Source organism: Ferdinandcohnia sp. SAFN-114 (assembly GCF_059415045.1).
In genome coordinates this window covers 1-20,771 of the sequence record NZ_JBPFDQ010000094.1, presented here as the reverse complement: position 1 = coordinate 20,771, position 20,771 = coordinate 1, and the positions used below count along the sequence as shown (strand labels likewise).

The 20,771-nt window shown below is 36.1% G+C and carries 20 protein-coding genes and 2 pseudogenes; 2 read left to right on the top strand and 20 right to left on the bottom strand.

Features of this window, described 5'->3' with window-relative positions; genetic code table 11:
- Positions 1–253 precede the first annotated feature (253 nt).
- The 15 genes from ACR65M_RS22420 to ACR65M_RS22350 all read right to left on the bottom strand — a co-directional run bounded on the left by ACR65M_RS22420 (position 254) and on the right by ACR65M_RS22350 (position 15,605).
- A complete protein-coding gene (locus tag ACR65M_RS22420; RefSeq protein ID WP_440274470.1) occupies positions 254–997 on the bottom strand; it encodes an MBL fold metallo-hydrolase in 744 nt (247 codons plus the stop codon).
- A 22-nt stretch (positions 998–1,019) separates the two neighbouring features.
- Complete coding sequence (locus ACR65M_RS22415; protein ID WP_440274469.1) at positions 1,020–1,991, bottom strand: sugar kinase; 972 nt, start codon at positions 1,989–1,991, stop codon at positions 1,020–1,022.
- On the bottom strand, positions 1,992–2,627 hold the full coding sequence (locus ACR65M_RS22410) for a bifunctional 4-hydroxy-2-oxoglutarate aldolase/2-dehydro-3-deoxy-phosphogluconate aldolase (protein ID WP_440274468.1): 636 nt from the start codon (positions 2,625–2,627) through the stop codon (positions 1,992–1,994).
- Between the two features lie 13 nt (positions 2,628–2,640).
- Positions 2,641–3,624: an aminotransferase class V-fold PLP-dependent enzyme gene (locus tag ACR65M_RS22405; protein ID WP_440274467.1), complete on the bottom strand. Its 984-nt coding sequence runs from the start codon at positions 3,622–3,624 to the stop codon at positions 2,641–2,643.
- A 17-nt stretch (positions 3,625–3,641) separates the two neighbouring features.
- Positions 3,642–3,845, bottom strand: coding sequence for a hypothetical protein (locus tag ACR65M_RS22400; protein ID WP_440274466.1), 204 nt, complete (start codon positions 3,843–3,845; stop codon positions 3,642–3,644).
- Positions 3,846–3,866: 21 nt separating this feature from the next.
- Positions 3,867–4,586 carry a YetF domain-containing protein gene (locus tag ACR65M_RS22395; RefSeq protein WP_440274465.1) on the bottom strand — a complete coding sequence of 240 codons (720 nt, stop codon included), beginning with the start codon at positions 4,584–4,586 and terminating at the stop codon, positions 3,867–3,869.
- Positions 4,583–5,287, bottom strand: coding sequence for a DUF421 domain-containing protein (locus ACR65M_RS22390; protein WP_440274464.1), 705 nt, complete (start codon positions 5,285–5,287; stop codon positions 4,583–4,585). Before ACR65M_RS22390 ends, ACR65M_RS22395 begins: the two co-directional genes overlap by 4 nt.
- Before the next feature lie 273 nt (positions 5,288–5,560).
- Complete coding sequence (locus ACR65M_RS22385; protein ID WP_440274463.1) at positions 5,561–6,184, bottom strand: nitrite reductase; 624 nt, start codon at positions 6,182–6,184, stop codon at positions 5,561–5,563.
- Between the two features lie 107 nt (positions 6,185–6,291).
- The gene (locus tag ACR65M_RS22380; RefSeq protein WP_440274462.1) at positions 6,292–8,724 is read right to left on the bottom strand and encodes a heavy metal translocating P-type ATPase; all 2,433 of its coding nucleotides are present in this window, start codon (positions 8,722–8,724) and stop codon (positions 6,292–6,294) included.
- Between the two features lie 73 nt (positions 8,725–8,797).
- Entirely contained in the window at positions 8,798–9,004 is a 207-nt protein-coding gene (gene copZ / locus ACR65M_RS22375; protein WP_440274461.1) for a copper chaperone CopZ, read from the bottom strand.
- Between the two features lie 71 nt (positions 9,005–9,075).
- A complete protein-coding gene (locus ACR65M_RS22370; RefSeq protein WP_440274460.1) occupies positions 9,076–9,411 on the bottom strand; it encodes a metal-sensitive transcriptional regulator in 336 nt (111 codons plus the stop codon).
- A gap of 106 nt (positions 9,412–9,517) precedes the next feature.
- Positions 9,518–11,746 (bottom strand): copper-translocating P-type ATPase, encoded by a 2,229-nt coding sequence (locus ACR65M_RS22365; protein WP_440274459.1) that lies wholly within the window; start codon positions 11,744–11,746, stop codon positions 9,518–9,520.
- Positions 11,747–12,023: 277 nt separating this feature from the next.
- A complete protein-coding gene (locus ACR65M_RS22360; protein ID WP_440274458.1) occupies positions 12,024–13,022 on the bottom strand; it encodes a F510_1955 family glycosylhydrolase in 999 nt (332 codons plus the stop codon).
- Positions 13,023–13,222: 200 nt separating this feature from the next.
- Positions 13,223–14,671: a YncE family protein gene (locus tag ACR65M_RS22355; protein ID WP_440274457.1), complete on the bottom strand. Its 1,449-nt coding sequence runs from the start codon at positions 14,669–14,671 to the stop codon at positions 13,223–13,225.
- Between the two features lie 202 nt (positions 14,672–14,873).
- Positions 14,874–15,605: an urease accessory protein UreH domain-containing protein gene (locus ACR65M_RS22350; RefSeq protein ID WP_440274456.1), complete on the bottom strand. Its 732-nt coding sequence runs from the start codon at positions 15,603–15,605 to the stop codon at positions 14,874–14,876.
- Positions 15,606–15,744: 139 nt separating this feature from the next.
- On the opposite strand from ACR65M_RS22350, the gene ACR65M_RS22345 reads away from it, so the two are divergent.
- Positions 15,745–16,164 carry a four-helix bundle copper-binding protein gene (locus ACR65M_RS22345; RefSeq protein ID WP_440274455.1) on the top strand — a complete coding sequence of 140 codons (420 nt, stop codon included), beginning with the start codon at positions 15,745–15,747 and terminating at the stop codon, positions 16,162–16,164.
- Between the two features lie 116 nt (positions 16,165–16,280).
- Here ACR65M_RS22345 and ACR65M_RS22340 read toward each other — a convergent pair whose 3' ends face one another.
- The gene (locus ACR65M_RS22340) at positions 16,281–16,901 is read right to left on the bottom strand and encodes a YdhK family protein (protein ID WP_440274472.1); all 621 of its coding nucleotides are present in this window, start codon (positions 16,899–16,901) and stop codon (positions 16,281–16,283) included.
- A 300-nt stretch (positions 16,902–17,201) separates the two neighbouring features.
- Between ACR65M_RS22340 and ACR65M_RS22335 the strand changes: the two genes are divergently transcribed.
- Positions 17,202–17,906, top strand: a complete 705-nt coding sequence (locus tag ACR65M_RS22335) for a DUF1541 domain-containing protein (RefSeq protein ID WP_440274454.1) — start codon at positions 17,202–17,204, stop codon at positions 17,904–17,906.
- Between the two features lie 260 nt (positions 17,907–18,166).
- On the opposite strand, the pseudogene ACR65M_RS22330 reads toward ACR65M_RS22335, so the two are convergent.
- The 4 genes and pseudogenes from ACR65M_RS22330 to ACR65M_RS22315 all read right to left on the bottom strand — a co-directional run.
- Positions 18,167–18,398 (bottom strand): annotated as a pseudogene (locus ACR65M_RS22330) (hypothetical protein); the annotation flags it as partial.
- Between the two features lie 329 nt (positions 18,399–18,727).
- On the bottom strand, positions 18,728–19,228 hold the full coding sequence (locus ACR65M_RS22325) for a QcrA and Rieske domain-containing protein (protein WP_440274453.1): 501 nt from the start codon (positions 19,226–19,228) through the stop codon (positions 18,728–18,730).
- 227 nt (positions 19,229–19,455) lie between these two features.
- The gene (locus ACR65M_RS22320) at positions 19,456–20,121 is read right to left on the bottom strand and encodes a response regulator transcription factor (protein ID WP_440274452.1); all 666 of its coding nucleotides are present in this window, start codon (positions 20,119–20,121) and stop codon (positions 19,456–19,458) included.
- A 399-nt stretch (positions 20,122–20,520) separates the two neighbouring features.
- Positions 20,521–20,694 (bottom strand): annotated as a pseudogene (locus ACR65M_RS22315) (transposase); the annotation flags it as partial.
- Positions 20,695–20,771 lie beyond the last annotated feature (77 nt).

The following is a 20,771-nucleotide window of genomic DNA, read 5'->3' as shown; positions in this document are numbered from 1 at the left end:
CAAATTAATGAAAAAGTGTTAAATTTAATATGGATAGGTGTTTTATATATGTCTCATTTGGCTAGGTCAGTTCAAGATTCATCTTCTTTTTCATTTGATGGGGCGCTTCTCACCTGATGCATATCCTACTGATATTACTCACTGCATACAACCTTCGACAATTTTTGGGGCGTCACTGTGACCATAGCCCACCATCCGCTGTCTACGCCAGCCCCCAACTGGGACAAGGGACCTGTCCCTGTGTCCCTTACCGCTAATAGATAATACTTGAGGGAATGACCAATCTCTCAATTGAATCGATTGCACGGTTTATGTGGCTCTGGCCTTGTTTGAGAATAAATACGTCATGCCCTGGGAGGAGACAATCTATATTGGCATCTTTTAGCTTGATTAAACTTTTACCGATATCAAAAACAGAGCAATCTGGGATAAATTGAGTAGCAACTTTGCCTTCATAGAAAACGAGGTCGCCCCCGAATAAATATGTACTTTCTGGGGTTTTCATGATATATGATAGATGGTCGTTACTGTGGCCTGGGGTTTCAATCACTTCCAATTGAAGATTTCCAACCGTCACTATATCTCCTTCTTTTACAATTCGATCAACTGGTGTTGCTTCATATACATAATCTATTGGATAGAATCCGGCATTTTTTGCAAAAGAAAGACTGATAGACTCTTCATCACCATTTTCTAGGTACTGGGCTGTTAGTTGTGAGCTAATTACCTGTATTCCTGTCTTTTCAACGAGTTTCTTTGTTCCACCAGAGTGGTCTGCATGACCGTGTGTTAATAGAAGATATTTTAATTTATCTAGATGAAAGCCCTCATCCTTTATATTTTGGAGGATCTGCTCAACGCCCATTCCAGCACCTGTGTCAATTAATGCTAGTTCATCTCCACCATCTATTAAATAAACATGACAATCATAAGCATCCGTTAAATGGATTCCTTGTAATCCACTACCTACTAAATATACATGCTTCGTAAGCTTCATCGAATACCCTTCCTTTCCTCCATTAACGTGACTTGCTAGTTCTTCCTGCCATATACATGTTTAACTGTTCAATTGTAGCAAGGTTCTCCCAATCTCCTCTATATTGTGTAACTAGCGCGCCAACTGCATTGGCCCTTTTGAGACATTCTCTCAATTCTAGGTTTTCAAGATAAGCAGATAAAAATCCAGCTGCAAACCCATCTCCTGCTCCAACAGAATCGATTACTCTTTCAACCTTTATACCCTCTTCATAGATTTTAGAGATATGGCCCTCATTTGAACGAGTATACGAAACAGCCCCTTCAGCACCAAGCTTTAAAACAACGCAAGAAGGACCTAAATCTAGCATTTTTGCTGCTATTTTATCTGGATCGGTTTCGCCTGTAATTAACTCCCCTTCATCCAGACCTGGTAAAACAATATCCGATAAACAAACAAGTTGGAGAAATGTTTCTTTTGCCTCTTCCTCACTCCATAATTTATACCTCATATTAGGGTCAAAACTTATCTTTAGTCCTTGTCTCTTTGCTAATGTGATTGCTTGAAAGATAGCATTTTTTGACTCGGGTGAAAGTGCTGGTGTGATGCCGGTAAAATGAAATAGTTCTGCATCTTGGAAAATTTCTTCTGTGATATCATTCTCAGCCCATTTACTTGCTGCAGAGTGTTGACGATAGTAATAAACATTGGGATCTTGCTCTCCATTTATCTCTTTGAACATAATGCCTGTTGGACTTTTTTTATCGATTGAAACACGAACCTCTACATCTTCTCCCTTTAACGTGGATTGAATATACTTTCCAAAAGGATCCATTCCTAGCCTGCTCACCCATTTAGTCTTAATACCTAATCTGGTTAGACCAATTGCGACATTGGATTCAGCCCCGGCGAGAGTTTTTATGAGAGAGGGGGTATATTCTATCCGACCATCCTGTGGAGTTTGAAAGACAGCCATGGTTTCCCCTAGGGTTACAACTCTTGGTTTTTCACTCATCTACACTTCGACTCCCTTACACTTTTCAAAAAACATGGCCGCTTTTTGCGTAATAGAGTCAAAATCCCCTTTACGTATCGCTTCCTTGTCAATTAAACTACCACCAATCCCAAAACCTACTGCTCCTGCATTTATATAATCAGCAACTGTGTCAACTGTAACACCACCAACTGCCACCATCGGAATATGAGATAAAGGCCCTTGAAGTTCCTTAATATAGGTACTCCCAAGACTGCTAGTAGGAAAGACTTTCACCATTTTTGCACCAGCGTTGTATGCTTGAACTATTTCAGATGGCGTCATAACCCCAGGTAAAATACCCACGCCTTTCTGAAGTGCATAATCGATTACCTCACGATCTGTATTGGGAGTTATAAAATAAGCCGCCCCTGCTTCATACGCTTTTTCCGCTGATTCTAAATCTACCACTGTCCCTGCACCAACTAGAATTTTATTCCCAAATTCCCTTTTAACCATTGAAATCATTTCACTGGCATCAGTTGTGTTCATCGTAACTTCGATTAATCGAATGCCACCATTATAAAGACTCTCTGTTAATGGCAAAATATCTTCTTTATTAACTCCCCTTACAATTGCAATGATTTTATGCTGCTTCACCGCTTCATAAAAGTCCAACTCGATCACTCCTTTATTCTGAAATTATTTCTAATAATGTATCCAATTCCTCTTTTGTATTGTAAAAATGAGGTGATATACGCAAACCGTTACGTTTATTGACAATAATATTATGCTGCTTCAATCTTTCAAAACACATATCGTCATTTTCACATTGAAGTAACACAATTTGTGATTGGTTGTCCTTACTAAAATTGGAAGCGCAAGTTACTTTTGGGCTTCTATTGCTTTGTTCTCTAAGATGGGTAGCCAGCTGCATAGCACGACCATGAATGACATCAATACCAATCTCTTCAATGAGATCAAGACCTTTGATTACCCCGCGGATTCCAGAAAAGTTAAGATTACCTGCTTCAAACCTTCGACTTGTTGGTGATAAGGTAAAGTTATAGGTAGAGTAATTAAATTTATCTTCCATACTTGTCCAACTCACAAAAGGTGAAACCATTTCACTTAGAACCCTTTCACTACAGTACATAAACCCTATTCCATCTGGTCCAAATAGCCATTTAAAAAATCCACTAACTAAAAAATCAATATTTAGTTTCTTCACGTCAATCTCATGTACTCCTAAACCTTGAATGGCATCCACAACAAAATAGATTTCACTTTTTTGACAGAGACTAGAGACCTCTTCTACATTATTTTTAAACCCATTACCCGCTTCTACAAAGCTCAAGCTAATGAGACGTGTACGCTCATCTATTAAGTTTTCAAGGTCAGCCAATGGTACTGTTCCATTTACACTTTTTACAAATCGAACTTCTATCCCTTTACTCTCAAGGTTCAACCAGGGATATACATTAGAAGGGAACTCAATGTCTGAGATAATCAGGTTGTCACCCTTCTGAAATGGAATATGCATATGTTCGTCTCTTAGTTGAGTAAACAACTGTCTGACTTCAGGATTGGTAATCTGAAGCATATATTTGTTATATAACATTTGGTTTTCCATTTCTGTTTCAACTATATCATGAAGCTTGTCTAATATATTCATATCTGCATCTCTCCTTTTTATACAATTCCTAATCCGTTCATTTTTTGTGAAAGAACGTTATAACGTGTTCGGGCTGCCATTTCTAATCCCTGAAACTTTTTCTGTATTTGATGAGGATCAGTAACTTCTTTTTGAAGTTCAGCATATTTCTTTGCCAATACCTCTTCATGAAATAGTATATCTTTAAAGGCATAATTCATAATTTCTTTTTCGGATAGCATATTTTTCTTCCCTTCACTTTATTAGCTGTTTTTAACTGAATAGTAGAATTCTCCGTTTGGGCTAATCATTGCTAAATACACATCTTCTATATTTATAATCCCTTGTTTATTAAGTTGCTCTTGTAACCATTCTTCCTTATAATTGAGGGATTTCAAATTGTTATACATTACTTTCCCATTATTGACGAGAACTCTCGGCAGTCCACCAGAAGGTATAGGAATTTGAAAATCAACTGGAGTAGGTGGAATGTGTCCCGATTTTTTTATCACACTCAAATGACCGCTGGTCTCCAGAATGACTTGATCCACTTCAGTTAAATCAGGGGCATCCGATAGTCTCATTTCTGAAAGCAGTACATCAGCACTAAAAAATGAACGACGCATATTTACATCATTAATTTTTCCTTTTTCAATCAAAACGGTTGGCTTTCTAGTAAGAAGTGCTGCAAAAGCATGATTCCGAACGGAAAACCAAGAAAGAGCAAAGTGCCAAAAGTAAAGAGTTGCAGTTGCGAGGATCGTTGTTGTAAACAAAATTTTCCCATCAAGTACAGGAGCAACTGCTAATGCCCCCAGCATCCATAGAAACGTAAAATCAAATGCTGTAAATTGTCCAGCAGCCCGTTTCATGAGAAATCTGCTCATAAAATATATTAATATAACCGATACTACCGCTCGAACAGCGAACCCCGCTGTGCTTAGTTCTTCTGTTAGCTTAAAAAAGTCCAGTAATTGATTCATTTTGCTTTCACACTCACATAGATATTTCCTGTAGATTCTAACGTTGCCAACATCACTTGAGGAATCGAATATCCTTTTTTGGCAATTTCAGCTTCTAACCATTTTTCTTGAAATCCAAATGCGTTCAGTTCTTCTCGCTTAACCTTTCCATCATAGATGAGAATTGTTGACATCCCCATTGGTATTTGGGGAAAATTCAACAGACTTCTTGTTATAGGAGAAGATACAGGATTCTTTATGATACTTAATTCTCCCATCGGCTCTAAAATCGCTTCTGCTACTTCTGATAGGTTATGTACTTTTTTAAGTCGAAGTTGAGCTAACAAATCATCAATTGTAATATGAGCCTTTTTTAATTTTGACCAAATAGGTTGTCCATTCTTCACTAATGAGATGGGACTTGTCCCTACCAAAGAAGGAAATTTAAAATCAATCCAAGAAAGAAGTAGGCTTAAAGAATAAGCTACGATAATAATGACGAGTGCAGCAGTAAGTGAAGATTCAGGGTTAACCATTCGAGCAGTTGCGACGTGAGCCATCCCCGCATGTGTAATAAAATTAAAAGCTGAAACTATTCCAACTTGACGGGGGCCTATTAACCTTGTCATACACAATATTAAAAAATAAAGAATGGTTACTCTTAAAAAAATTTCCATTGGGTCCAAAGAAGTTCCACCATGCCAAAAAGTATTCCAGTCCATTCCTCTTCTCCTATTCACAAACTAGTTATGATTTCATTTATTATTTTTATCTATATAAAAATCAATAAACTGGTAATACAATCCAAGAGAAGCTAAAAGAATGTATTTTAGAATGTTGAAGCTTATAGTGCATGTAAAAATGTACAATAAGTATTTTGTTTATAGAATCGTACTTGTAATGAAATGAATACACATTGTAACTAAAAACTAAAAATGCCTAGAAAATCGAGTAGCCTGAAGAAAAATGCACTCTCAAACGGAGTGCATTTTTCTTCAGGCTATTATTTGTTTTAAGTTTTCCAAACCAAAGCGAGTTATAAATTTAGAAAATTGTTCTCTTTTCTTGCCTTGTTCAGTATAGATATTTATAATTTTTTCAACAACCTTATAAAGTTGTTCTGGAGTAAGTTGCTCCATAAATAGAGTACCAGTTTTAGCATCTTTTCCTTTTGCTTTTCCACCAATGTATAAATCATATCCGTCTCTTACTTTCATTACACCGATATCATTAACTAAAGGTTCACCACATCCAACTGGACATCCTGTATAGGCTGGGCGAAGCGTAAAAGGTACTTGTTTTCCTGCTATTCGCTTATTAAGTTCAATCGCTATAGGCATCCCTTCTTCTTCTGCGCCTTTACAAAAATTACAGGTTCTTAAGCTTTTCACAAAATTCCCTACTGGGTAACAGGACAATCCGACTTCCGTAAATTTTTCTTTAACGAATTCGACTTCACTTTCTAGTACATCAATGTATAGTTGTTGGAAAGTTGTTAACTCCAGTTCATCATCATCATTCATGTACTCAGCAATGACAACCAGTTGTTTCGCATTTAATTTTGCTCCGAATGATATTCCGCCGTTCACAGCCAATTTAACCTTTTTTTCATTTTCCATTCCCATTCTCACATCCTATTAATCTATTTTTTCTAGTAGTAGCATTTCCAAGTATGAGAGCAAAAGAGTAAACTTAGTAAATCGTGGTTTACTCTTTTGCTAGCAGTTTACTTTAATTTTACCCTTTGTAAACGTAAAGCGTTTAATACAACTGACACTGAACTAAATGCCATCGCTGCACCCGCTACCCATGGTGCTAGTAATCCTATTGCAGCAATTGGAATTCCAATTGTGTTATAGGCAAATGCCCAGAATAAGTTTTGTTTAATATTACGCATTGTTTTACGGCTCATTAAAATTGCATCAGCAATACTATTGAGATCACCGCGAATAAGTGTAATATCTGCTGCCTCCATCGCAACGTCTGTTCCCGTGCCAATGGCCATTCCAATGTCAGCTGTCGCAAGTGCTGGTGCGTCATTTATACCGTCACCGACCATTGCCACTTTTTTACCCTGTTGTTGTAATTTCTTCACTTCTTCCGCTTTGCCTTCAGGAAGTACTTCCGCAATAACTGAATTAACGCCTACCTCTTTACCAATAGCTTGTGCTGTACGCTCATTATCACCTGTCATCATAATGACATGAATGCCCATTTCATGTAAGCGACGAACAGCTTCTTTAGATGTATCTTTAACGGTATCCGCAACAGCAACTAAACCTGCATATTGTCCATTCATACCAGCTAACATTGCTGTTTTACCGTCACTCTCCAATTTTTCCATCATTGGTAAAACGGATTGTATATCAATCCCGTATTGCTGCATGAGCTTACGTGTACCAATCACAATCCCTTGGCCTGAAACTGTTGCAATGACACCATAACCTGGAATCGCTTCAAAGAATTGAGCATTACCAAGTTCAATACCTTTTTCTTGTATCCCTTGAACAATCGCTTGTGCTAATGGGTGCTCAGATTGTTTTTCAGCAGCACCGATAAGTGATAAAAATTTCTCTTCATCTTGACCATCTGCTAATAAGACATCTGTTAAAACAGGTTTACCATAAGTAACAGTACCTGTTTTATCAACAACAACCGTATCAATGCCTTGTGTTAGTTCTAAATGCTCGCCGCCTTTGAACAAAATACCAAACTCTGCTGCACGACCACTTCCTGCCATAATGGAAGTCGGTGTTGCAAGTCCTAGGGCACATGGACAAGCAATAACAAGAATGGCAATCAATACTTCTAATGCTGGTGTAAACTCACCCGGACTTACCCATATGATCCACACTAGGAATGTAAGAATGGCAATCCCAACTACGATGGGAACGAAGATTCCTGAAATTTTATCCGCCATACGTTGGATCGGTGCTTTCGAACCTTGTGCATCTTCTACTACTTTAATAATTTGGGCTAATGCTGTGTCACGACCAACCTTTGTTGCTGTCATCTTAATAAAACCGTTTTTGTTAATCGTTGACCCGTATAATACGTCACTCAGACTTTTATCTACTGGTAAGCTTTCACCGGTTAACATGGATTCATCAACGGCTGTTGTTCCTTCAATTACTTCACCATCAACCGGAATTTTCTCACCAGGCTTCACTAAAATAGTGTCACCAATTACTACTTCTTCTAATGGTACTTCTTTTTCAACTCCATCACGTACAACAATAGCAGTTTTTGCCTGAAGCCCCATTAATTTCTTGATTGCTTCAGATGAACGGCCTTTTGCTCTTGCTTCAAATAATTTACCTAAAACAATCAGTGTAATAAGCACTGCACTTGTTTCAAAATATAGGTGCGGTGCGTGGTGTGTTCCTGCTGTAACAATTGCTTGATATACGCTATAAAAATAGGCTGCTGAAGTACCCATGGCAACCAGTACATCCATGTTTGCGCTACCATTACGAAGTGCTTTATAGGCACCAACATAAAACTGCTTCCCGATTATAAATTGTACCGGTGCTGCTAAGATCATTTGTATCCATGGATTCATTAAAAAGTCTGGTACATATAAAAATGATGTAATGGAAAAGTGACCTACCATCGTCCATAATAAAGGTAATGATAAAATCGCCGATATTATAAATTTTCGTTGCTGATCTTTTATCGCCTTTTCACGGTGGTCTATCTGTTCTTTATCCTCTTGTTTTTGATGTGCACCGTAACCGAGTTTTTCAACCTTTGCAATAATGTCTGCAATCGTTACTTCCGAAGGATTAAATTCAATCGTTGCTTTTTCAAGTGCTAAATTGACGTTTGCAGTTCCAACACCAGCCATCTTATTTAATCCTTTTTCTATGCGCGTTGCACATGCTGCACATGTCATTCCTGTAATATCAAACTCCGCTTTTTGTTTCACAACACCGTAGCCAAGTGCTTCGATTTTCTTTTCAAAATCTGCTTCACTTAGTTTAGAAGGGTCATATTTAATCGATGACTTTTCAAGTGCTAAATTGACGGATGCTTGCTCAACACCCTCCATTTTATTTAACCCTTTTTCAATTCGAGTAGCACACGCTGCACATGTCATCCCTGTAATTTGAATACTCGCTTCTTTTACTTTTCTTGCATCTAGTGCTTCTGTACTCATAATCTTCCCTACCTCCCTCATACCCATAAGGGGTATAATTTAATGAAAATGAGAGAGTGCTTTAAAAGCACTCTTATTCTACATCATATCCTTGCTCTTCAATTGTTTCTTTAATTTTATCAAGGGAAACCTTGGAATCATTAAAGGCTACTTCAACTAAAGCTTCATCTAATTTTACATTTACTTGGTTAACGCCATCTAATTGACCGACGCTTCCTTCTACAGCCTTCACACAATGTCCACATGACATTCCTTGTACATTTAATGTTACAGTTTGCATTATTATACTCTCCTTTTAAAAATATAATTTAACTCCCCATACTATATAGGGGTATATAAAGCTTAAAAAATTTATTTTTTCATTAGTTTTTGGATGGTCACAACTAATTCGTCTAAAACCTCATCGTCACCTTCAGAAAGGCGATCTACGACACACCCTTTTAAATGACCTTCCAAAAGAAGTTTAGCAACACTGTTTAAAGCAGATTGTGTAGCAGATATCTGGGTAATCACATCATCACAGTAAACGTCTTTATCAATCATTCCCTTTATGCCTCGAATTTGACCTTCGATACGGTTTAAACGATTGGTTAGATCCTTTTTCACACGTTCAGGATGATGACTCTTGCGACAAGACGTAGCATCTTCTGTATGACAACAAACCACTTCTTCAGTTTTGTTTTCCATTAGCTTAAACCTCCTAACTTATTCACATCATAGCATACCCCTTTAGGGTATGTAAAGTAGTTAGCTAAATAATGTAACTAGCGTATAATAAGTCTGTTTTTAATAATTAATCAATTCTTAACAATTGAGCGTTTATTGCACAAACAATCGTACTCAATGACATAATAACTGCTCCGATAGCCGGTGTAATTACAATACCAAAATTAAACAATACACCTGCAGCTAATGGAATAGCGATAATGTTGTAGCCTGCCGCCCATACTAAGTTTTGAAACATCTTTCTCGTAGTTGCTTTTGAAAGTTTTAAGATATTTAATATATCATTAGGATTACTATTTACTAACACAACATCAGCCGTCTCAATCGCAACATCAGTTCCAGCTCCTATTGCAATCCCAAGGTCCGCCTCCGCTAACGCAGGGGCATCATTTATGCCGTCTCCAATCATCGCAACCTTTTTGCCACCTTGTTTTAATTCTTTTACATTATTTGATTTTTCATGAGGAAGTACTTCAGCAATAACTTTTGACATTCCTAATTGTTCACCCACATAATTCGCAACTTTGGAATTATCTCCAGTCATCATAACTGTTTCAATACCTCTTTCGTGTAATTCTTTAATGACATCAAAGGACGATTTTCTAACGATATCTGCTAAAGCAATCATCCCTCGCAAAACATTATCTTTTACAACAAAGACTACAGTTTTTCCTTGGGCGGCTAATTTTTCATATATTTTTTCATCAAAGGTAACATTATTTACTTTCATTGCACCCGGACTTAAAATAGAAACTTCTGTTCCATTTACATTTGCAGTTAAGCCTTTACCCGTTAAATTCCTAAAATCTTTTACCTCATATAATTCCAACTTTCGTTCTTTTCCTTCTTTAACAATTCCCTTTGCTATCGGATGATCAGATTGGGTTTCAACAGAATAAGCTAATTTTAAAAGTTCTTCTTCACTTACACCGTCAACCGGATAAACATCAGTTACCCCAAAGTTACCCTCGGTTAAAGTTCCAGTTTTATCAAACACAACCCGATCCACTTTATATGCACTTTCAAAAGCTACCCGATTCCGGATTAATAATCCCTTCTTGGCTGCTATTGCAGTAGATCTTGATGTGACGAGAGGTCCGGCTAACCCTAATGCATGAGGACATGCGATAATTAATACGGTAACCATTCGTTCCAGTGCAAACTCCATATCCCCGGTTGTTGCCCAATAAGCAAAGGTTATGATTCCAACTATAACGGCGACATAAAATAACCATTTTGCTGCAATATCTGCATATCCTTGAGCTTTTGATTTTGTTTTTTCAGCATCACTTACCAACTTTATAACTTGTGAAAGATATGTATCGTTACCGGTTTTGCTTACCTTTATTTTCAGCACACCTGATCCATTAACAGAACCACCGATTGCATCCATTCCAGGTCCTTTTTCAATAGGAACAGATTCACCTGTTAGCATTGATTCATCAACTGTCGATTCTCCTTCAAAAATACTACCATCTATAGGGATTTTTTCTCCTGATTTAACTAAAATTTGATCACCTGGTTGTAAATCCTCTACGGATACGTCAATTATATTTCCATTTACATCAATTTTATGAGCTTCTTTCGGCATCAATTTGATTAACTCTTCCAATGCCTTGGATGCACCCATAATCGATTTCATTTCAATCCAGTGTCCCAACAGCATAATAACGATTAACGTCGCTAATTCAAAGAAGAAATCGCCGCCTTCAATAAAAAATATTGTAAGCGAACTATAAACATATGCTGTAACAATCGCAAGTGAAATAAGTGTCATCATTCCCGGTGCCTTACTTTTGAGCTCATCCTTAGCTCCTTCTAAAAAAGGTTTTCCACCATAGAAGAAAATGATTGTAGAAAATAAAAATAGTATCAATGAGTCTCCCGTAAAATCTATTTCATATCCAAAAAGCATTTGAGTCATATGGGATAATATCGAAATCGGGATTGCCAAAAAAAGCGATATCCAAAACCTCTTCTTAAAATCCTCAACCATATGTCCATGATGACCAGAATGGCCACCATGTCCACTATGATTCATATGTTCATGACTATGATGTTGATGGTCTTCATGCTCACTATGACTCGTGGGTTCATGGTGTTGATGCTCTTCATACCCACTATGATTCATATGTTCATTGTGTTGATGGTCTTCATACCCACTATGATTCATATGTTCATGGTGTTGATGGTCTTCATGACTACTATGATTCGAATGTTCATGACTATGGTGTTGATGATTTTTAACCTCTTGTTGGTCATTGATATGAGGATCATTAGCTTTATCTTGTTTCATTAGTCCTTTACTCCTTTCAAATAACAATTTATTTTTTATATTGTCACTAAGTACCTTTTAAAACACGAACAGGCAATTGATACAAAAAACAATTTATTAAGTCTTTCATTTAAACTACAAAGAAGCAAATAGGTTCATGAAACATATTCTCCGAAATTGGAGGATTTATATTTAAAGCTATAATGCTCAATATATGGTAAGCAATTGCAAAAATTCTAAACTAATCATCTATTACTCAGATTTTTAGCAAATGAATTTCTACCTTTAAGAAACTACGTTATTGAATTTCCCCATTTTCAATTAAAATTGTCCATGTTTTTGCTCCATCTACTGACCGATAAACATTACCCTTGAAACTTGCAAATACTAGCTCATCTGGATTTTTTGGATTCTGGGCCATGTACATAACTGCATCTTGTTCCATCTTTGGTAAATTGATTTCTTCTTCCTTACCATCAGTTAATGACCTTTTAATTAACACTGCGTTCCCATCATAACCACCAAACCAGAAAGCATCATTACTAAAATAGACTGATGTTCCTTGCATATTTTCTGTAATTAACTCAAATGTATTACCCTTATCTTCTGAATAATAGATTCCTTTTTCTCCAACAGCTGCAACATTTTGAGAATTTGTAGGGTGCACTGCTAATCCAATAAGGTTTTCACCTAGATTCTTAGTACTTACTTTTTCCCATGTCTTTGCTAGATCTTCGCTGACATATAATTCTCCAGCTTGCATCTCTGAATTGTTGTTAGGCGGTAAAGCATATATCGTGTTTGTTTCGAAACCTACCCCCATCAAATGAAAGTCAGTTTCACCAAGTAATCCAAGCTTTTCAATAGATTGGCCATTATCAACACTTCTAATAATACCTACTGGGTTCGGTAACTCTGAATCTGTTCCAGGATGACCGCTTGAAATAAACCCTGCATTTATTGCATTAAAACCCATATAGTCATTATTCTCCGTTTTTGTCTTGTACCAACTACCATTATCAAATACTTTTATACCATCATGTGCTGCAAAAAAGATTGCATTTTGGTTCCCTGCATAACCTAAACCATGGATATGATCTATTGAACCGTCGAATGATTCAAAATTAGGATGGCCATCAAAATTGCCTACCTCCGAAGACTTTGGTGTATTTGGATCCGTCTGAGTTGTTTCCTTACCTGATTGCTCATCCGTATTATCACTACTATTTTTGTCACCACATGCACTTAGAAAGATTGCTAATACTAACGTACTAATTAAAACCAATATTTTTTTCACTATAAAAGTCACTCCTAGTTATTAGTCGTTACATTTAGTTCGCAAGTTACCCGAATTTTCTCATTGCAAAGAGATACGTAGAATACGGTTACCCGTTACAATGAAATAATATCATATACTAAAATAAAATGAACAAGGTAACGACCAACCCTATTATTTTAATTTATAATTGTGCAGAAATTATGAATTTAATTCCCTTCTTATTTGTTCCATATTAAGATAACAGGTTCCTTATCAAGATTTTCAATTTTAAGAGATATTTCCGGAGCTTCAATTTTTGGATATGTCACAAGATAAACAGGATGATGTGCATCATTACTTATTGTCACCCATTCCGATGGCTTTTGTTTTTTACTCCTTTCATCAACTAAGAAAGTATTTTTATCTAAGTTGAGAGATGAAAGATCCCCTGAGTGTGTTGTTAAATTCAACTGAAAGACTTCATACTTCTCAAAATCAATCTTACTTCCATCAGTATCATCTGTTGGAAGTAATCGAAGCGCTTGAATTTCAACACCATTTGCATTAGTAGTCCTAGTTCGTTCTTCTAAAGAAACATTTTCCGGAGTTCCTTTAGTTGGAGAAACCGTACTTTCGGATGCATATTCAAAGGTATATTCAATAGGCTCTGATATACTACTAACATAATCTTCTAATGAGATCTCATGAGGTTCGCTACCAACTTGTATTTTTGAAGTAACTTCTTTATTTTCAGCATTTATCTTTAGCACGTCATTTGATTGTCGGTTAGTTACATATGCCCATTTTCCATCTATAGAAAAAGCAACATGATTTGCATATGAACCTGTTGGTATTGTAAGCTTTGTAGTCAGTGTTTGAGTATCAATGACCGTTATATCATTAGAATTATTGTTCGAGACCCATAGTTCTTTTCCATTTGGAGATACTGTCACTCCATGCGGTCCATCCCCTGCCTTAATGGTTTTAATAGCTTCTAAAGTTTCAACATTTATGACCGTAACTAAATCCGATTCAACATTAGCCACATATGCCCATTTCTCATCAGGGGTAATGACTACTTCATTTGGCACATCACCGACAGCAATCGTTTTTATTAATTCATTTGTTTGTGTATTAATAACGGAAACTGAATTTCCATTTACATTTGCTACCCAGACTTGTGAGCCAGATGGTGTTACTGCCACATGTGCCGGACCATTATCCGTTTTGACATTTGCGATAATTTCCATATTTTCAATCTTTATGATTGCTAGACTTCCACCTTCTCCGCCGAGGCCTGGATTTAGTGAGACATAAAGATACCTTCCGTTTGGACTTAAATCAATACCATGTACCCCTTCATCAAATTTAACTTCTTTACGTTTTTCTTTTGTTTTTGTATCTATTACAAGAACTGACTTTCCAGAAAAACCAGTTCCTGTATACAGCTCATTTCCATCTAGACTTAAGGCAATTCCATGGGAAGCCTGTTCTGTTCCTAAGGAAATAGTGTCAATTGTTTCTGCTTTACTAGGATCAATTACTGAAATTGTTCCTTCAGCCGAATTTGGTATGTAAAAATAATTTTTATCCATTTTTTCTTCTGCTGAATTACTCTCCTCACTGTTACAACCCGACAGTACAGCTAAAAATGTTATAAGACCTATGAACATAACGATTTTTTTCATTTGATATCCCCCACATGTATTTATAGTAATATTTAAGACTAAATACCTTTATAGGGTATACTTTAAAATAAATTTTTGCAGAAACTATGTAGAAAAAAAGTATATTCTGTGAACCATTGAAAATGGAAAATCCAACAAAAATAGACCTATAAAAAAATCCAGTGGTAATCCACTGGATTTTTAGTATAGATTCCTATAATTCTCAAGTCCAATAAGTTAATGTATCTAATACTCCTAGTACAATTATTATCCAACCGGCTGTCTTTTGAACAATTGCCCCTACCTTCCTACCTTGTTTCATAAATATACTTCCTAATTCAAAATACCAGATAAGAAAAATAGCTAAAAGTAATGGGATTGACGTTCCGATAGCAAAAATGCTTGGTAATACTGCTCCATATGGTGTTGATAAAACGAGCGGCATTAACGTTACAAAAAATAATACAAACATAGTCGGACAGAATCCTAAGGAAAAGCTAAATCCCATTAAAAAAGCACCCAACTTACCTTTTTTGATAAATCTATCAGGTACTTTCCCTAATGAAATCGTCCATCCCATTTTGAAAAAGCCAGCCAGATAAATACCAACAAAAATTAAAATAGGACCGACGACTTTCCGAACCCAAGGAAAAATCAGCGTTGAATTTGCTTGAAATTCCTGTCCCAGCAACCATACCAAAAGCCCAAGACCAGAAAACACAACAATCTTACCTAGTACGAAAAAGGTCACTTCTTGCCATGCAACCCTCTTTTGAACAGAGCTATTACCGTAAATCATGATTGCCCCAAGATTTCCAGTAAACTGACATGGAACTAGAGCACCTACAAGGCCTAGTAAAAACGCTGCAAGTAGAGGTATGCCCTCTACACTATAAAACATATTCCTGAATGGTGTACTTAGGAAATTACTAATATCGGAAATTATTTGATACATTTTTGTCCTTCACTCCTAGAATTACTTGTAGCATTATTTGCACTCTCTAAGTAGCAGTCTTTTTTCTGCACTATCTTTTAGCTTAACAAAGAATTATGGAGAAATAATGGAGAAATGAATCTTTTAAAATTATTTTTTGTTGTGTTATAAGAAATTTAATAACCTAAAAGATTTTGGACATAATAAATTCGAAAAAAAAGAAGGAGGAATTCTTATGGGAGTTTTGTCATCATCTCCATTAAATATGGATGCATGTATCGAAGAATGTTTAAAATGTATGAGAGCTTGTGAGGAATGTTTAACTGCTTGTTTGCAAGAACCCGATGTTCAGGCTAGAGTGAAGTGTATTCAAACGTTACATGACTGTGTAGAAATTTGTTCAACAGCGGCACATTTTATGGCAGGTAATAGTTCTCACTCAGCTGCTGTTTGTAGTGTATGTGCGACGATTTGTGAAGAGTGTGCTAAACATTGCGAGATGTTTAAGGATCCGCATTGCCAAGAGTGTGCAAATATCTGCCGTAGCTGTGCTGAAATGTGCCGAAAAATGTCTGCCTAACGTATAACGCTTTTAAAAACCCCTCCATGATTTATTAATCAATGTAGGGGTTTTTAAATTAGTCAATATGAAATATCTTTAAAATCTATAGGCTATAGCTATTTTATTATATTCATTTATTCAACAGGTGAGAGTTCATCTTCTGTGACCCACATATGATTTTTTATCTCTTCTCCTGTTTTTGTATCAGTGAAATCGACCATATAAACAGTGGTTTGTTCAGCTGTATCTATCGTTGCAGTAGCACCTTTCATACCTGCCATATGTTCTGCACTTAATACAACCTCTTCACCTGGTTTATATGCTTCAATTCCAGCATTTTCAATTTCCTCATGAATGACCCATTTATGGTCTTCTACTGGTTCTCCACCATTTGTTGGAGTATATGTAACCGAATAGACTGTTGTATTAAAGGCTCCTGAAACTGTTGCTTCTGCACCATTCATCCCTGGCATATGATCCGCATGCATGATCACTTTACTACCAACTGGATAGGTAGGATTTTCTGCCTCCGCCAAACCTTCTGGAACTTCACCAGATCCTGAGTGATTCATGTCTGAATGATCCATTTCTCCATTAGACTCAGATTCTTCTTCACCCATATCCATATTTTCATGAGTGTCAGATTCAGTATCTGTGTTTTCATTTGGTGTGGTTTCTTCATTACCTGCACATGCTGCCAAAAGGAATACCAGCAATAATGTAGCTAATCCAAACAGTATTTTATTATTTTTCATCATTACCAACCTTTCAAACTTATTTAACGTCCATATTAAATTATCAAGAAATTGTGCAGATTTTATGCAGATGTTATAGGACTTTATTAGTAATTTTGCTAAATAAGAGAAATGGCTACCAAAATTTTAGATAATTTTCCTTTTGATATGGAAGATAAAAACCCCTAGACTTATGCTTCTTTTCAATAACCTACAATAAGTCGATTATGTAGGAATATTTTAAAGAATTTTGGGCTAAAACACAAACATATTGTCTGGGTAATCGTACATTATATTAGAAATTGGAATGGAGGAGATTTTTTGACTTTTGATATGCAAAACAGTTTTGGTAGTAGTCCGATGGGTATGGGAATGGATTTAACTGGTGACGCTCAACTAATACAAGACGTTTCAAGAGCTATTATTTCAGAAGTTCATGCTTATAATTTTTATCAAAGATTACTTCAACTAACTCCAAATGAACAGTTCAGACAGATTATTTTAAGAATACAGCATGATGAAATGAAGCATTATCATTGGTTTACAAGGATTTTAAGCATGATGGGTGGACAACAACCACAAATTCCTTTTGGGGAATTACCAAGAAATTTTAAAGAAGGTGTCCAAAAAGCCATTCAAGATGAATTAGAAGCTTCTTCTTTTTATCAGGATATTGCATCAAGAGCAACAACTCATCATGTTCAAATGCACTTCATGCACGCCTCACATGATGAACAACGACATGCAACTTGGTTGCAAAATATTTTGATGATGGACAATATGGAAATGAGTCATTCGAGTTCAAGAAAAGGTCCTAAAGGCTTAAAAGAAGCTAAAAATCCCGCTTTCCCAGTAGGAAGTAAGGCTATTATACTTGCTGACCATATGCCAAATATGAAGGGTGCTGAAGCTACAATTGTAGGTGCGTATGATACAACTGTGTATATGGTAGATTATATTTCTACGGCAGGAGAAAAAGTTAAAAATCATAAGTGGTTAGTAGAAAGTGAACTATCACCAAAATAATTCGGTAATATTCTACTGGTTGTGGAGAAGACATAATAATTGGCTAAAACCCCTCTTAAAAAAGAAGGGGTTTAGCACATTTCTGCGCATTCACGACAAATTGTTGCACACTCTTGGCATTGTATATCTTAAAACTTTTCACATTCAACAGCACACGCTTCACAAACATCTGCACAAAGTTGACAGTATAACTATATCTACCAAAAACAACAAAGCCTTCCAATTACAGTATAGAGGAATGTTATTTGGCATGTGCAATTTTAGTATATCATGATGTTATTAATCTTTTTATTGAAAAATGTTGACAAACTATTAGCTGGTTTAGTATATCTGCTCTTTAGTAAGGCGTAAATCCAGTGTAAGAGCTTATTAACACATGCAATAACTGCTACTCTGAAGGGTTTTCCTTCTGCACGTTTCTTATCGTAAAACTCTCTTTAATCTTTTATTACGTGCAATTATCTCATCAGTCGTTTTCTTCTTACGAGAATCAGGCTTCTTGTATTGTCATAGGTTTGCTTGTTAAACGGAATCTCATTGTCCCAACCAGCCTGAAACATGTTTATACAAGTAGGGGGTGAACAGTTTAGTTGACGGGATCAAGTCCCATGGGTGCGACCTTCTACCCCGATTACCGTTATAATAAGACCATATAGAAAAAGGTCAATCAGAAATATCTGTCTAACCTTATATACGGGTGCTTTACTTTAACAAAGATATAGCTTAAAGAGCCTAAATTATGCAAGTTTTTATACATTACTTGTTATATAGGCTCTTAGCTATCACTATTTTATAATATTAACAGCATTTCATGTTCCTTTTCATATCTTTTTTCTCTCCTGAGGACTTAAGATTGGTATATGTACATTTCCATCAATCAAGTAAGGTTCAAATAAATCAAGTGGTCTTGGAGGTGGACCTCCAATATTAACTCCATATTGATCATACTCTCCTCCATGACATGGACAATAGAAAGCAACACCATCTTTTTGTTTAGCCTCTTCAGCGTTACCTGCAGTACATCCTAAATGTGTACAAATTGGAGACATAATAAGAAGATCTCTATTTTCTACATTTAAATAAACAAAACCCTCTAACTCCTGTTCTACCCATGCATCTTTTACCTTGACCTTATAATTAACTTTCTTTGGGAAAGGTCCCTTTTTCAATTCATCAAGTGGACCTAGATTTGCCATAGAACTTGTATCAATAGAATCATCGCTACAAGCGACAAGACCCAATGGTATAACGGAAATAGTTAAAAGCCCTATTGCTCCCTTAAAAGAACCTTTTAAAAAGCTTCGTCGATTTACTTTGTCCACCATACCCATCTCCTCTCCTATATTAATTCTACAAAGGAAATTTGGAGAAATTATGCAAATTTCGTGTCAATATTTCAATGATTAGTAATTAGATGCAAAAAATTAGAGCAACTATCCTAGCTTCTCATTCTACACTAATTGAATTCATTACCATCCCTAAACAATAATCTCATTACAACTTTTTTAAGAATTTGCTCTGATGAGACACTATTGACTTTTCCTAGAACCTACTCCCACTTATATCCAATCCCCCAAACAGTCTTCAAGTGATTGTCGATTGGGAATCCTACTTTTCTAAGTTTTTCTCTTATATTTCTTATGTGAGAATCAATTGTACGATCGTCTATATTTGTGTCCACTCCCCACACTGTTTCCACTAATTTTTCCCTGCTAAAAACAATTTTTGTATTTTTCATTAATAACCCAACCATATTAAACTCCTTGGGGGTAAGAACAATCGTTTCGTTATTAAAATAAAGCGTATGGTTACTTTCATCCCACACTAAACCATGCATTTCGATTCTACTATTTTGATTGGTCCTTCTTAACATCGCTTCGATACGAGCAAGCAGTACTTCCTCATCAAACGGCTTTGTAATATAATCATCTGCACCAATCTTTAGCCCTTTAACCATATCTGTTGTTGTATCCCTCGCGGTTAACATAATAATAGGTACTTGAGAGATTTTTCTTATCTCTTTTGCAGTTTCCCATCCATCAAAAAATGGCATCATCACGTCTAACAATACTAAGTCTACGTTAGTACTCTGAAGTAATTCTAACCCTTGTTCCCCAGAGTTCGCAGAAATACATGTGTATCCTCGAAGCTCTAAATACAAAGTTAACAGTTGCAGCATTCTTATCTCATCATCTATTAATAGTATTTTGGGCATGTTAGTCATACCTTCCTATGAAATTCTGTCAAACCATCATTCATTCACTTTTAGCTCGATGGCATGTTATTATAATTTTCAATATTCTTGATATAAGTCCTTCTAACTTTCCACTTATACCTCCATATCAAAATACATATTTCCGTAATAGTGTAGCAGGTAATTGTGAAGAAAATATGCAGTAGAGTCAAATTCATTTCATTATTATTTAGAAAAGTTATTCTCTTTATGAAAATCTAGTATTTTTTAAAAGTGTAAGCCTAACACCAATTATTAGAATTTAGCATAAAGTAAGTATCCGCCCGTAGAACGGGCGGTTTTGATTTCGCCCTATAAGGGCACTTTACCAACGAAGCCCCTAAAGGGGCCCCTGAATTGACCGTCAACCGTTTACCTTTCCTATTTATCTTGGAATGGGTCTACATATTCTCGTTTGGTCATGTTGTCTCGCAAACGGTCTTCTGCTTCTTGATCACGAATATATTTCGCTACTGTTTTTTCATTTAACCCGACTGTGCTAACATAATATCCTTTAGCCCAGAATGTCCGATTTCCATGCTTGTATTTCAAGTTGTGATACTATGTCAAGAAAATAGACACAGATTTTTCTACCGCGCTTTCGCTTGGTAGCCTTCATAAAAAAGTTTAAA